Source organism: Pseudomonas sp. TE3899, assembly GCF_056279105.1.
On sequence record NZ_JBWBQR010000001.1, the window covers coordinates 3,454,532 to 3,468,467 of the forward strand.

Consider the following 13,936-nt stretch of genomic DNA (forward strand, 5'->3'; position numbering starts at 1 on the left):
ATCAGGGGTTTGTGGCGCCTGGGCTGACGTCTTCGCGGGCAAGCCTCGCTCCTACAGGGTTTTGTGGTGTCCGCGAAATGATCGAACACCACCAAACCTGTAGGAGCGAGGCTTGCCCGCGAAGAGGCCCGCAAGGTCAATAAACTATTTGGCCGCCGAACGCACCACCGACAACCCCGGCGCCATCCCCCGCCGCTGACTCAAATACCGCATGCAACTCACCCGCAAGAACGAAGCAAAATTCACCACCTCGCCGCGATAGTCCATCACCTCTTCATACAGCTTGGCGATCAACTGGTTGGTGGTCATGCCGTCGACTTCGGCGATTTCGCTGAGGATGTCCCAGAACTGATTCTCCAGGCGCAGGGTGGTGACCACCCCGCAGATGCGCAGCGAGCGGGAGCGCGATTCGTAGAGGATCGGATCGGCCTTGACGTAGAGCTCGCACATGCAAAAGTCCCTCGTTACAGCGTGATTTTAGTGCCCAGCAAGCCGAGGAAACCGGCGAGCCAGTTCGGGTGGGCCGGCCAGGCGGGCGCAGTGGCCAGATTGCCTTGTACGTGGCCTTCCGTCACCGGGATATCGATGAACGTACCGCCCGCCAGCCGCACTTCCGGGGCGCACGCCGGGTAGGCGCTGCATTCGCGTCCTTCGAGGATCCCCGCCGCGGCGAGCAGTTGCGCGCCATGGCACACGGCGGCGATCGGCTTGCCGGCCTTGTCGAAATCGCGCACCAGTTCCAGGACTTTTTCGTTCAGGCGCAGGTACTCCGGCGCACGACCGCCCGGCACCAGCAGTGCGTCGTAATCGGCCGCCTTGACCTTGGCGAAGTCAAAGTTCAGGGCAAACAGGTGACCGGGTTTTTCGCTGTAGGTCTGGTCGCCTTCGAAGTCATGGATCGCGGTGCGCACGGTCTGACCGGCGGTCTTGTCCGGGCACACGGCGTGCACGGTGTGGCCGACCATCAGCAGCGCCTGGAACGGCACCATCACTTCGTAGTCTTCGACGTAATCGCCGACCAGCATCAGGATTTTCTTGGCAGCCATGGGAAGGACTCCTCTGGGAATACGTGGGCGTGCAGGAGTCTTCACGGTAGTCCTAATCTGAGGGGGCGGGTAATAACCGGTTACTACCGCCAATGAGCTTTTGTGGCGAGGGAGCTTGCTCCCGCTGGGCTGCGAAGCGGCCCCTCTCTTGACCTTAAAAAAGAAGAGGACTGCTGCGCAGTCCAACGGGAGCAAGCCCCCTCGCCACAGGGATCGCGGCAAACTGTACGGATATTTCCGCACCTAGCTGTAACAGAGCAATCGCCGCGGTTTGTGGCTAGATGAAGTCACGTCCAATCACCCTGAATCCTGGTTGCCCATCATGTCCTCGCGCGAAAACACCGGCATGGCCCTCGGCCTGCTCGGCGTCGTCATCTTCAGCCTCACCCTGCCCTTCACCCGCATCGTGGTGCAGGAAATCCACCCGCTGCTCAACGGCCTGGGCCGTGCGTTGTTTGCGGCGGTGCCGGCGGCGATGCTGTTGCTGTGGCGGCGTGAGAAGTGGCCGACCTGGAAACAGGTCAAAGGCCTGACCCTGGTGATCGCCGGGGTGATTCTCGGTTTCCCGGTGTTGTCAGCCTGGGCCATGCAAACCTTGCCAGCGTCCCACGGTGCGCTGGTCAACGGCCTGCAACCGCTGTGCGTGGCGCTGTATGCCGCGTGGCTGTCCCATGAGCGCCCGTCCAAAGCGTTCTGGGCCTGCGCCGCACTGGGCAGCGCGTTGGTGCTCGGTTATGCGCTGATCAGCGGCGCCGGCAGCATTCAGGCCGGTGATTTGTTGATGCTCGGGGCGATTGCCGTGGGCGGTCTGGGCTATGCCGAGGGCGGCCGGTTGGCCAAGGAAATGGGCGGCTGGCAGGTGATCTGCTGGGCGCTGGTGCTGTCGACGCCGCTGTTGATCGGGCCGGTGACGTACCTGGCGCTGCAACATCAGGGCGAGATCTCGGCCAAGACCTGGTGGGCGTTTGGCTACGTCTCGCTGTTCTCGCAGTTCATCGGTTTCTTTGCCTGGTACGCCGGGTTGGCGATGGGCGGGATTGCGCGGGTCAGTCAGATCCAGTTGTTGCAGATCTTCTTCACGATTGCGTTTTCGGCGTTGTTTTTTGGCGAACACATCGAGCCGATTACCTGGCTGTTTGCGGGTGGGGTGATTGTGACGGTGATGCTCGGGCGCAAGACGGCGGTTAAACCGGCGCAGGTGGCCACAGCATAGCTCTTGTAGGAGCCAGGCTTGCCGGCGAAGGCGTCTTCAAAATCGCCTTCGCCTGTAGGAGCAAAGCTTGCTCGCGATGGCGCTCAAGATCGCTATCGCGAGCAAGCTTTGCTCCTACAGGGGTGTGGCGATCAGAGGTAGCCGTCGGAACGCAGCAATGTTTCCAGACAATGCTCGGTGATCTGATAGAAATCTTTCAACTCCTGAATCTTCACCAACAGCTGCGCCGGGTCCACCGGTTCGGCGCGTTTGACCGCCAGGATCATCTTGTTCTTGTTGGTGTGGTCCAGCGAGATGAACTCGAACACCTTGGTCTCGTAGCCGCAGGCCTCAAGGAACAACGCGCGCAAACTGTCAGTGACCATTTCCGCCTGCTGGCCCAGGTGCAAACCGTATTGCAGCATCGGCTTGAGCAGCGCCGGGCTCTGAATTTGCAGGCGGATCTGTTTGTGGCAGCACGGCGAGCACATGATGATCGAGGCGCCGGAGCGGATGCCGGTGTGGATCGCGTAGTCGGTGGCGATGTCGCAGGCATGCAGGGCGATCATCACGTCCAGCTCGCTCGGCGCGACGCTGCGTACGTCGCCGCACTTGAACACCAGCCCCGGATGCTCCAGCTTCGCGGCGGCAGCGTTGCACAGGTTGACCATCTCTTCGCGCAGCTCGACGCCGGTGACTTCGCCTTCGGCATTCAGGGTGTTGCGCAAATAGTCGTGGATCGCGAACGTCAGGTAACCCTTGCCCGACCCGAAATCCGCCACGCGCACCGGTTTGTCCAGGGCCAGTGGCGAAGTGGTCAGGGCATGGCTGAACACTTCGATGAACTTGTTGATCTGCTTCCACTTGCGCGACATCGCCGGGATCAGCTCGTGCTTGCTGTTGGTCACGCCCAGGTCGGCGAGGAACGGCCGGTTCAGGTCGAGGAAGCGGTTTTTCTCGCGGTTATGCTCGGCGGACGGCACTTCACGCAATTGCTGGGGTTTGCTCTTGAACAGCGAAGACTTGCCCTTTTTGCTGTATTCGAGCTGGGCTTCGTCGGTCAGGGAGAGTAAATGCGCATTTTTGAACGCCTCCGGCAACAGCCCGGCGATGGTCGCCACGCCTTCGGCCAGCGGGAAGTTCTTGGTGATGTCGCGGGTCTTGTAGCGGTAGACGAAGGACAGGCAAGGCTGATCCTTGACCGTGAGTTGCTTGATGATCAGCCGCTGCAAATCCACTTCGCTGCCGACGTACTTGGCCAGCACCAGTTTGATGAAGGCATTGGCGTCGAGGCTGGTTTGCAACAGGTCGATGAACTGGGCGTGATGATCCGGCGCGAGGCTGGCGGGAGTGGCGGTAGCAGACATGGGGAAAACGGCCTCGGGCGGTGCGAATCGGGAATGGCGGGTATTTTAGGGGGGATGGGGTTCGGGAACACGCGGTTATTTGCTCAACGGCGTGATTTCTGAGGCTAGGTGAGCTTCTGTGGCGAGGGGGCTTGCCCCCGTTCGGCTGCGAAGCAGTCGTAAACCCGCCGACTTGGTATGACTGAAAGAATGCTGGGAGCGCTTCGCACTCCAACGGGGACAAGCCCCCTCGCCACAATAATGTGGGTCAACTCCAGGGGGAAATCAGCCCAACACCACCAACCGATTCGGCAATTCATTGCGCACCTGCGTCACCGGCACATGCACCTTGAGCAACTCGCCGCACGCCTCGATGCAGGTCACAAACCCCTGCAACGTCTGGCCCTGTTTCACCTGTTGGGTAAACGCCGCGACAATCCCTTCCCAGGTCTTGTTGTCCAGGCGTCTGGAGATCCCTTCATCCACCAGGATTTCCACATAACGCTCGGCTTCGCAGACAAAGATCAACATCCCGGTGCTGCCCACGGTGTGGTGCAGGTTCTGCTCCAGGAACTGCCGCCGGGCCAGGTTCGAGGCGCGCCAGTGACGAACCCGGCGCGGGATCAGATGCGTGGTGATTTTCGGAATCCGGAACACCAGGCACAGCACGATAAAACTCGCCCATTGCACCAGCAACAGGCTGTGCAGGGTCAGCACGCCGGTCAGGTAATGCACGACACCCGGCACCACCAACGCCAGCAAACTCGCCCACAGCAGCGGGATGTACACGTAGTCGTCGGCGCGGGCCGCGAGCACCGTCACCAGTTCGGCGTCGGTTTCGCGCTCGACCCGGGCAATCGCCTCGGCGACTTTGCGTTGTTCGTGTTCAGTCAGTAATGCCATGGTTATAAACGCTCGCTCATTATTATTGTCACCAGCCGCCCGACGAACCGCCGCCCCCGAAACTGCCTCCGCCACCGCTGAAGCCCCCGCCACCTCCACCGCCGCCACCAAACCCACCACCGCCGAAACCGCCTCCCGAACCACCGGAGCCGCCGCGACCGGCCGGCAGGATACCGAGCATCTGGCAGATGAAAATCGTCAGGATGAACAGCATCACCAAAAAGATGAACACGCCGGGGTGCCGCGAGATGAAATCGCTGTCCTCATCACCGCGCGGCTCATACACCGTGGAGGGTTCGTCCAGCGAACTACCGCCCAACACCACCAGCATCGCCGCAACCCCGTCGCTGATGCCCTTGCTGAAGTTGCCGGTCTTGAACGCCGGGGTGATCACCTGGTTGATGATCACCGAACTCTGGGCATCGGTCAGGCGATCTTCCAGGCCATAACCGACTTCGATCCGCAGCTTGCGCTCGTCACGGGCCACGATCAGCAGCGCGCCGTTGTTCTTGTCCTTCTGGCCGATGCCCCAGGCGCGGCCGAGTTGATAGCCGAAGTCCGCGATGTCGGTGCCCTGCAAATCCGGCAACGTCACCACCACCAATTGCTCGCCGGTGGCGGTTTCGTGAGCCTGAAGCTGCTGGGTCAACTGCTCGCGCACCGCCGGTTCGATCATCTGCGCGTTGTCCACCACCCGCCCGGTCAGCGGCGGGAATTTCAACTCGGCCTGGGCCGTGATCGCAACAACCCAGAGCAACAGCACCAGGCCGGATTTGAAGATTCCCATCAGCACCTCTTCCTTAATTGTTCACCCCGGCGCACTACCAACTGCCGGAAGCCCCGCCACCGCCAAAGCTGCCACCGCCGCCCGAGAAACGGTCCGAGTCCGAATCGGAACTTGAACTGCTGCTGGAATCGTCGGAGGTACTCGAGCTGCTGATCCAGCTCCAACTTGATTCCTGGTCAGCCTTCGGTTCCCGTCGTGGCGGACTGTCGTCATCATCGACCGGCGTGTATTTGTCAGACTCGGACGGAAAATATTCTTCCTCTTGCCACGATCTGAGAAACCCCACGATTGGAATCCCCAGAAAAACAAAAAAGAACACGAGCTTTACCCACCAACTCCAGTCAATCGAATCCAGCCAGCTCCTTTCCACGGAACGATTGACCACCCTCGGCAGGTCGGTTGGCACAAGCATTCTTACGATCGATGTAGTCCCGGCAATGATCCCCGATGAGTACAGATCATCCTTGAAATAGGGAACGATCGATTCATTGATGATAAAGCCGGCCCACATGTCATTGATCTGCGCCTCAAGCCCGTACCCTACTTCAATCCGCACCTTACGGTCATCGCGCGCCACCAACAGCAGGACGCCATTGTTTTTGTCCTGCTGCCCGATGCCCCAATGCCGGCCCAGTTGCACACCGAATTCCTCGATGCTGTAGCCACCCAGGCTCGGGACCGTGACCACCACCACTTGATCGGTCGTGGCCTGTTCCAGTTGCTTGAGCATCTGCTCAAGGTAAACCACCGCTGAAGGTGTCAATAACTGCGCCGTGTCGACAACGCGTCCGGTCAGTTTGGGAAACAGACTTTCCAGGGGGATTGCCGTCGCGGGGGCCGGTTTGGGCTCGACCTGCGAAACGGGCTGCGATTGACGCAACGCTAACCCGTCCGTGGGTGTTGGAGCCTGTTGTTGCGCCATCACGGCGCAACTGGTTACCAGCCAGAGCGACAGCAGCGTGCCTCGCAGCACGCGCTGTACGCCGCCCATCAGAATTTAACTTGCGGCGCTTTATCGGCATCCGGGCTGGTGGCTTCGAAGGTTTCGCGGATCGGCAAATCGCTGTACATCACGCTGTGCCACAGCCGACCGGGGAAGGTGCGGATTTCGGTGTTGTATTTCTGCACCGCGAGGATGAAGTCGCGGCGGGCCACGGCGATGCGGTTTTCGGTGCCTTCAAGTTGCGATTGCAGGGCCAGGAAGTTTTGGTTGGCCTTGAGGTCCGGGTAGCGTTCGGACACCACCATCAAACGGCTCAAGGCACCGGTCAGTTGATCCTGGGCCTGCTGGAATTGCTTGAGCTTTTCCGGGTTGTCCAGGGTATTGGCATCGACCTGGATCGACGTCGCCTTGGCCCGGGCTTCGATCACCGCGGTCAGGGTGTCTTCTTCGTGCTTGGCGTAGCCCTTGACGGTTTCCACCAGGTTGGGGATCAGGTCGGCACGGCGCTGGTACTGGTTCTGCACCTGGCCCCAAGCGGCCTTGGCCTGTTCGTCGAGGGTCGGGATGTTGTTGATGCCGCAACCGGTCAGCAGCGTGGTCAGCAGCATCAGCGCCGCGACGTGCAGGCTTGAGCGATAGTTGAGTCGTACATTCATGTAGGTGATGCTCCCGTGCACAATCCGTTGAAAAACTGCCCGTAACCTTTGAACCAGGCTCTTGGGGCATAATCTGCCGCCGCCACTGGATTGCAGCGGAGCAATGGGCTAAAAGATGCCCCCAGTACAAGAAACGCGTCAGAAGTGTGCTGCATTTACCTGAACAACAATAGTCGCTCCCTAAATTTTGGCTGATCGGCGCGTATTCACTGCCGTTTAGGCCTTTGAGAAAACTATTCATGAAGAAGCTGTGTTTGCTGGGCCTGTTCGTCAGCCTGGCCAGTCATCACGTATTGGCCGCCACGACCCCTGCACCTCTAGAGAACAAGGACGCTTTCATCAGCAACCTGATGAAGCAGATGACCCTCGATGAAAAAATCGGCCAGTTGCGCCTGATCAGCATCGGCCCGGAAATGCCTCGGGAGCTGATCCGCAAGGAAATCGCCGCCGGCAACATCGGTGGCACGTTCAACTCCATTACCCGCCCGGAAAACCGTCCGATGCAGGACGCGGCCATGCGCAGCCGGTTGAAGATCCCGATGTTCTTCGCCTATGACGTGATCCACGGCCACCGCACGATTTTCCCGATCCCCATTGCCCTGGCATCGAGCTGGGACATGGACGCCATCGGCCGCTCCGGGCGCGTTGCCGCCAAGGAAGCCGCGGCCGACAGCCTCGACATCACCTTCGCGCCGATGGTCGATGTCTCCCGCGACCCGCGCTGGGGCCGGACTTCCGAAGGCTTCGGTGAAGACACGTATCTGGTGTCGCGCATTGCCGGCGTGATGGTCAGGGCCTTCCAGGGCCAGGGCGCCAACGCCGCCGACAGCATCATGGCCAGCGTCAAGCACTTCGCCTTGTATGGCGCGGTCGAAGGGGGTCGCGACTACAACGTAGTCGACATGAGCCCGGTCAAGATGTACCAGGACTACCTGCCGCCGTACCGCGCCGCGATTGATGCCGGCGCTGGCGGGGTGATGGTTGCCCTGAACTCGATCAACGGCGTGCCGGCCACGGCCAACACCTGGCTGATGAACGACCTGCTGCGCAAGGAATGGGGCTTCAAGGGCCTGGCGGTCAGTGACCACGGGGCTATTTTCGAGCTGATCAAGCACGGTGTCGCGGCGGACGGTCGTGAAGCGGCGAAGCTGGCGATCAAGGCCGGCATCGACATGAGCATGAACGACACCCTCTACGGCAAAGAGCTGCCGGGGCTGTTGAAGGCTGGCGAGATCGAACAGAAAGACATCGACAACGCCGTGCGCGAAGTGCTGGCCGCCAAGTACGACATGGGCCTGTTCAAGGACCCGTACCTGCGCATCGGCAAGGCTGAAGACGACCCGGCCGACACCTACGCCGAAAGCCGTCTGCACCGCCCCGAGGCCCGCGATGTTGCACGCCGCAGCCTGGTGTTGCTGAAAAACCAGAACGACACCCTGCCCCTGAAGAAAACCGCGAAGATCGCCCTGGTCGGTCCGTTGGCCAAGGCACCGATCGACATGATGGGCAGTTGGGCCGCCGCCGGTAAGCCGGCGCAATCGGTCACCCTGTTCGACGGCATGAACGCCGCCGTGGCCGACAAAGCCACGCTGATCTATGCGCGTGGCGCCAACATCACCAGCGACAAGAAAGTCCTCGATTACCTTAACTTCCTGAACTTCGATGCTCCGGAAGTGGTGGATGATCCGCGTTCGGCCAAGGACCTGATCGACGAAGCGGTGAAAGCGGCCAAGGATGCTGACGTTGTGGTTGCCGCTGTTGGCGAATCCCGTGGCATGTCCCACGAGTCGTCGAGCCGCACCGACCTGAACATCCCGGCCAACCAGCGCGAGTTGATCAAGGCGTTGAAAGCCACCGGCAAACCGCTGGTGCTGGTGTTGATGAACGGCCGTCCGCTGTCGATTCTCGAAGAGAAAGACCAGGCCGACGCGATCCTGGAAACCTGGTTCAGCGGCACCGAAGGTGGCAACGCCATCGCCGACGTGCTGTTCGGCGACTACAACCCGTCGGGCAAATTGCCGATCACCTTCCCGCGTTCGGTGGGTCAGATTCCGACCTACTACAACCACCTGAGCATCGGCCGGCCGTTCACGCCGGGCAAACCGGGCAACTACACCTCGCAGTATTTCGATGACACCACCGGGCCGCTGTTTCCGTTCGGTTTCGGCCTGAGCTACACCACGTTCAGCGTGGAAGACATGGCCCTGTCGTCGACCACCCTGAACAAGACCGGCAAGCTCGACGCCAGCGTCATGGTGAAAAACACTGGCCAGCGTGACGGCGAAACCGTGGTGCAGTTGTACATCCAGGACGTGACCGGCTCGATGATCCGCCCGGTCAAGGAACTGAAGAACTTCCAGAAAATAATGCTCAAGGCCGGCGAACAGAAAGTCGTGCACTTCACCATTACCGAAGACGACCTGAAGTTCTTCAACGCCCAGCTCAAGTACGGCGCCGAACCGGGCAAGTTCAACGTGCAGATCGGCCTGGACTCCCAGGACGTGACGCAGCAGAGCTTTGAATTGCTGTAACACCGTGGGAACGATCAACCCGCCCTTGTAGGAGCGAGGCTTGCCCGCGAAGACGGCATCACATTCAACATCTTCGTCGAATGTGATGCCGTCTTCGCGGGCAAGCCTCGCTCCTACAGGAGGTCGTCGGTGTGGGTGGTTAGCCCCGCCGATCCAGCAGATTCACCACCACCCGATCCACCCAGCCCCACACCCTCTGCTTGATCCGCCGCCACAATGGCCGGCGTTGCCATTCCTCCAGGCTGACTTCCTGGCTCAGGGCAAAGTCCTTCTCGAAACTCGCCGCCACTGCCGCCGTCAATCCGGGGTCCAGCGCTTCAAGGTTGGCTTCGAGGTTGAAGCGCAAATTCCAGTGATCGAAATTGCACGAACCAATGCTCACCCAGTCGTCCACCAGCACCATTTTCAGGTGCAGGAAACACGGCTGGTACTCGAAGATTTTCACCCCGGCCTTGAGCAGGCGCGGGTAGTAGCGATGCCCGGCGTAGCGCACCGACGGGTGATCGGTGCGCGGCCCGGTCAGCAGCAGGCGCACGTCGATACCGCGCGCGGCGGCTTTGCGCAACGAGCGACGGACTTTCCAGGTCGGCAGGAAATACGGCGTGGCCAGCCAGATGCGCTGCTGGCCGCTGTTCAAGGCACGGAACAACGACTGCAGGATGTCCCGGTGCTGGCGGGCGTCGGCATAGGCCACGCGGCCCATGCCTTCGCCCATGGACGGCACGCGCGGCAAACGCGGCAGGCCGAAATGCGAGGCGGGTTTCCAGGCACGGCGGTGGCGGTTGGCGATCCATTGACGGTCGAACAGCAATTGCCAGTCGAGCACCAGCGGGCCGGTCATTTCCACCATCACTTCGTGCCATTCGCTGGTGTCTTCGCCCGGGGTCCAGAATTCGTCGGTCACGCCTGTGCCGCCGACCACCGCCAGACGTTGATCGACCAGCAACAACTTGCGGTGATCGCGATAGAAATTGCCGACCCAACGCCGCCAGCTCAAGCGATTGTAGAAACGCAGTTCCACCCCCGCCGCCATCAAGCGTTGGCGCAGGTTCAGGGTGAAGGCGAGGCTGCCATAGTCATCGAACAGGCAACGCACCCGCACACCGCGCTCGGCGGCTTGCACCAACGCCTGGACCATCGCCTCGGCGCAGGCCCCCGCCTCCACCAGATACAGCTCCAGTTCGACCTGTTCTTCGGCACGGGCAATCGCCACCAACATGCGCGGAAAGAACTGCGGACCGTCGATCAGCAATTCAAAGTGATTGCCTTCACGCCACGGAAATACGGCACCGGCCATGTCAGCGCGCCGTGAAAATCAGTACCGCACTCACCGGCACCGACAGACTGATGGCCGACAAACCGGCGACCTTGCGCAAACTGTCCAGCCCTGGGGCCAGGTCGAAATCTTCAGCGTTGATCACCAGCGGCTCCAGCGTGACCACTTGAAAGCGCCGGTCATCGAGGCGGGTCGCCAACAGTTCAGTGGTGTATTGGTGTTGCTTGCCGTGGAGGCTGACGGTCAGCGGCAAGCGCAATTCCAGCTGGGCGCCGGGGGCCAGGTCGTTGATCGGGCGCAGGTCGATCTGCGCGGTGATCACGGCGTCGGGGAAGGTCTGGATCTCGAACAGGTCCTTGCGCATCCGCTCGTCACGCAACGGGATTCCGCTGTTCACTGAATCCATCTCGACTTCCACCTGGGCCAGGCCCGTGGGATCGACCTTGCCGTGCAGCACGAGAAAGCGCTGCACTTCGGAAATATTGGCGTTTTTGGTGCTGATGAACGACAGCCGCGACGACTCGCCATCGAGGTACCAATCGGCGTGGGCCGACAGCGTGGAGCCGGTCAGCAGCAGGAAGGCGAGGGTTTTGCAAAAGGAGCGGTTGAACATAAAGACCCGTGGGGCAAGAAAACCTGAGCGAACCTTAACCGGGCGTGGGCGTGTTGCAAACCGAAACCTGTAGGAGCAAGGCTTGCCTGCGATGGCGATCTCAGGGACGCCAACGCGGGCAAGCCATGCTCCTACAGAATGCGATCTGGTTCAGGGTTGCAGGCGACAGCCCTGGCGTTCGCCGATCCACTGCGCGCTGTTGCTGCGCCCCAGGCCGCTGACCGTCACGCGCTTGCTCGCTTCGTCATCGTCAAATCCGCTGAAGGGCAACCACTGCTTCACATAGCCCCGGCAATACTGGGCGTCGTTGTTCATCACGTAGCGGCACGAACAATATTCCTTGGCGGTGTAGCCGCTGATGATGTCCGGAAACGCCCACAGTGCGACACGCTCCTGCCAGATCCAGCCGAGCAGTAAAACCAGCAGCAAAAGAAGAATGCTGGAGAACGGACGGCGCCGAACAAACCGGCTCATGGCTGCACCTTCCCGGCAAACGCCTTGAGCGCGAGGTTGAGCAATTCGTTGTGCCGATACGTCCCGTCGCGATCATCGCCATAACGCACGATCACTAGGTTTTCGCTGGGGATCACGTACAACGCCTGGCCCCAATGCCCCAGCGCGGCGAAGGTGTCGGCCGGGGCGTCCGGCCAAGGTGGTGCCGCGCCGTCCACTGCGCGGTTGAGCCACCACTGGCCGCCGGGCACGGCTTCGTCCTGATGGGCGCGATAACCGGCGAAGGGTTCACGGTTGAAGGCGACCCAGTCCTTGGGCAGCAATTGCCGCTCGCCCCAACGACCATCGCGCGCCATCAACAGACCGATCCGCGCCAGGTCCCGGGCGGTGAGGTAGGCATAGGACGAGGCGACAAACGTGCCGGTGGCGTCGGTTTCCCACACGGCATGCCGAATCCCCAGGGGCTCGAACAATGCCGTCCATGGATAGTCGGGATAACGGTTCGGGCCAACGATGGTTTTCAGTGCTGCCGACAGGAGGTTGCTGTCGCCGCTGGAATAGCGAAACGCCTGGCCAGGGGCCGCGTATTCGTCGTGGGCGGCGGTGAACGTGGCCATGTTCGCGTGACCGCGGGTGTAGAGCATGGCCACCACCGAGGATTTCAGCGGCGCGTATTCGTAGTCTTCCTGCCAGTCCAGGCCGGAGGCCCAATGCAACAGGTCGGCCAGGGTAATCGCCGGGTGGTTTTCCAGCGCCGGATAAAACTTCACCGCCGGGTCCTGCAACCTGAACAAGCCTTCGCCATAGGCCACGCCGAGGACCGTGGCCATCAGGCTTTTGCTGATCGACCAGGTCAGGTGCGGGGTGTCGGCGGTGGTCGGGCCGGCGTAGCGTTCGTAGATCAGTTGACCGTCGCGGATCACCAGCAAGGCGTCGGTGCGGATGCCGGTTCGGGTGGATTCATCGCGGGTCGCAAAGGCGTAGGTTTCCAGGGCTTCCAGGGCCGGGCCGGTGATGGTCGGGCCTTGCGACCATTGTTCGGCGGGCCAGTTTTCGGCGTGGGCCGTTTGGCTGAGCAGCAGCATGATGAACAGCGACAAGCCTTTGAACATGGTGGGGGCTCGGGAGGATGGACCTGCTGAGCCTAGTTGAGGTTGATGACAGTTTTGGAATGTGCGTCGGTCATGATGACGCCAACGCCTTGGCCAACCGCTTCCCCCGCGCGCCCGCCGCCAGATCCATCACCGCTTGATCGCGCTGCCACATCTGCGCCCAAAGCGGCGGCCCTTCAGCCAGCGCCTGATTCACCTCGGCCTTGAGCCCATCGAACTGCGCAAACAACCCGCCGAGCAACACATGCCCCGCCGGGTTACTCGGCGCTTGCCGACTGGCCTCAGCACACCCGGCCATTAGCGCCAGCAACCGCAGTTGCAGGGTTTGCGGCCAGTCGCTGTCCTGCCCCACGCCATACAGCCACGCGCTCATGGCACTCAGCACATAGATGTCTTCCAGGGTGCGGAACGGTTTGACGTAAGCGTCCCAGCCATCGCCGGCCAGCAACTCGCAGAAGGCGTTGTCGAGAAATACCCGACCGTGGCTGATGTCCGGCATCAAGGCGATGGCCGGGAGTTTTTCCAGGCGCACGCCTGGCTCGCCGGGATAGACCACCGCCAGGTTCAGGCGCGGGACTTCGCCGGGTTCTTCGCTGCGAGCAGCGATCAGCAGCCAATCGGCGGCGTCGCCGGCGGTGACGAAATCCTTGCGCCCGTTCAGACGCAGATCCTTGAGGCGGGTCTGCGTGTCGGCCGGGCGCAGGCTGCGTTGTTCGGTCGCACACAAGGCGCCGAGGCTCTGTGGCGCGCTCGGCCACAACACGCGCAACGCCGCTTGATAACCCACCAGAAACGCCAACCCCGGCGTCGTCATCAGGCGCGCGCCAGCCACCGCCAGTTCGAACGGCGTGACCGCGCCCAACTGATGCAACAGCGTCGCAAAGCCTTCGGCCAGGTCGGCATTGGCCGGCAGGCGTTCGCGGCGATTGAGCAAGGTTTGCCAGGGCATAAGAGTCTCCTTGTGGGCTGTCATATAAGCATCACCAAAGCTTAACGGCGATGACACCGGGGCTACATAGCCTGACTTTGCACAACACGGCTGCATAAAGAAAGTCGATCGGCTGCAACCCACGACGGG

At 61.4% G+C, this 13,936-nt stretch carries 14 protein-coding genes; 2 read left to right on the forward strand and 12 right to left on the reverse strand.

All coding sequences use genetic code 11. The features are described 5' to 3' along the window. Nucleotides 1–144: 144 nt before the first annotated feature. A complete protein-coding gene (locus ACZ89E_RS15850) occupies nucleotides 145–450 on the reverse strand; it encodes a ribbon-helix-helix domain-containing protein (RefSeq protein ID WP_149657232.1) in 306 nt (101 codons plus the stop codon). 14 nt (nucleotides 451–464) lie between these two features. Further along, nucleotides 465–1,046: a DJ-1/PfpI family protein gene (locus ACZ89E_RS15855; protein WP_149657233.1), complete on the reverse strand. Its 582-nt coding sequence runs from the start codon at nucleotides 1,044–1,046 to the stop codon at nucleotides 465–467. 322 nt (nucleotides 1,047–1,368) lie between these two features. On the opposite strand from ACZ89E_RS15855, the gene ACZ89E_RS15860 reads away from it, so the two are divergent. Continuing rightward, the gene (locus ACZ89E_RS15860) at nucleotides 1,369–2,259 is read left to right on the forward strand and encodes a DMT family transporter (RefSeq protein WP_476256026.1); all 891 of its coding nucleotides are present in this window, start codon (nucleotides 1,369–1,371) and stop codon (nucleotides 2,257–2,259) included. A 131-nt stretch (nucleotides 2,260–2,390) separates the two neighbouring features. On the opposite strand, the gene ACZ89E_RS15865 is transcribed toward ACZ89E_RS15860, so the two are convergent. The 5 genes from ACZ89E_RS15865 to ACZ89E_RS15885 form a co-directional block, all read right to left on the reverse strand. Beyond that, nucleotides 2,391–3,605, reverse strand: coding sequence for a class I SAM-dependent methyltransferase (locus ACZ89E_RS15865; RefSeq protein WP_149657236.1), 1,215 nt, complete (start codon nucleotides 3,603–3,605; stop codon nucleotides 2,391–2,393). A gap of 264 nt (nucleotides 3,606–3,869) precedes the next feature. After that, on the reverse strand, nucleotides 3,870–4,487 hold the full coding sequence (locus tag ACZ89E_RS15870; protein WP_149657237.1) for a TPM domain-containing protein: 618 nt from the start codon (nucleotides 4,485–4,487) through the stop codon (nucleotides 3,870–3,872). A 28-nt stretch (nucleotides 4,488–4,515) separates the two neighbouring features. Continuing rightward, nucleotides 4,516–5,274: a TPM domain-containing protein gene (locus ACZ89E_RS15875; protein ID WP_149657238.1), complete on the reverse strand. Its 759-nt coding sequence runs from the start codon at nucleotides 5,272–5,274 to the stop codon at nucleotides 4,516–4,518. Between the two features lie 34 nt (nucleotides 5,275–5,308). After that, on the reverse strand, nucleotides 5,309–6,265 hold the full coding sequence (locus ACZ89E_RS15880; protein ID WP_463259628.1) for a TPM domain-containing protein: 957 nt from the start codon (nucleotides 6,263–6,265) through the stop codon (nucleotides 5,309–5,311). Beyond that, nucleotides 6,265–6,873: a LemA family protein gene (locus ACZ89E_RS15885; RefSeq protein ID WP_149657240.1), complete on the reverse strand. Its 609-nt coding sequence runs from the start codon at nucleotides 6,871–6,873 to the stop codon at nucleotides 6,265–6,267. Before ACZ89E_RS15885 ends, ACZ89E_RS15880 begins: the two co-directional genes overlap by 1 nt. 239 nt (nucleotides 6,874–7,112) lie before the next feature. On the opposite strand from ACZ89E_RS15885, the gene bglX reads away from it, so the two are divergent. Then, nucleotides 7,113–9,404 (forward strand): beta-glucosidase BglX, encoded by a 2,292-nt coding sequence (gene bglX / locus ACZ89E_RS15890; protein WP_149657241.1) that lies wholly within the window; start codon nucleotides 7,113–7,115, stop codon nucleotides 9,402–9,404. A 139-nt stretch (nucleotides 9,405–9,543) separates the two neighbouring features. Here the strand turns inward: bglX and ACZ89E_RS15895 are convergent, their stop codons facing one another. The 5 genes from ACZ89E_RS15895 to ACZ89E_RS15915 all read right to left on the reverse strand — a co-directional run bounded on the left by ACZ89E_RS15895 (nucleotide 9,544) and on the right by ACZ89E_RS15915 (nucleotide 13,807). Continuing rightward, entirely contained in the window at nucleotides 9,544–10,701 is a 1,158-nt protein-coding gene (locus ACZ89E_RS15895; protein WP_149657242.1) for a phospholipase D-like domain-containing protein, read from the reverse strand. A 1-nt stretch (nucleotide 10,702) separates the two neighbouring features. Then, a complete protein-coding gene (locus ACZ89E_RS15900; protein WP_476256027.1) occupies nucleotides 10,703–11,293 on the reverse strand; it encodes a YceI family protein in 591 nt (196 codons plus the stop codon). 150 nt (nucleotides 11,294–11,443) lie between these two features. After that, complete coding sequence (locus ACZ89E_RS15905) at nucleotides 11,444–11,767, reverse strand: amidase (protein ID WP_463259626.1); 324 nt, start codon at nucleotides 11,765–11,767, stop codon at nucleotides 11,444–11,446. Continuing rightward, nucleotides 11,764–12,858 carry a serine hydrolase domain-containing protein gene (locus tag ACZ89E_RS15910; RefSeq protein WP_476256028.1) on the reverse strand — a complete coding sequence of 365 codons (1,095 nt, stop codon included), beginning with the start codon at nucleotides 12,856–12,858 and terminating at the stop codon, nucleotides 11,764–11,766. The genes ACZ89E_RS15905 and ACZ89E_RS15910 overlap by 4 nt, the downstream gene beginning before the upstream one ends. 70 nt (nucleotides 12,859–12,928) lie before the next feature. Beyond that, nucleotides 12,929–13,807, reverse strand: coding sequence for an acyl-CoA dehydrogenase middle domain-containing protein (locus ACZ89E_RS15915; protein WP_476256029.1), 879 nt, complete (start codon nucleotides 13,805–13,807; stop codon nucleotides 12,929–12,931). Between the last annotated feature and the right edge of the window lie 129 nt (nucleotides 13,808–13,936).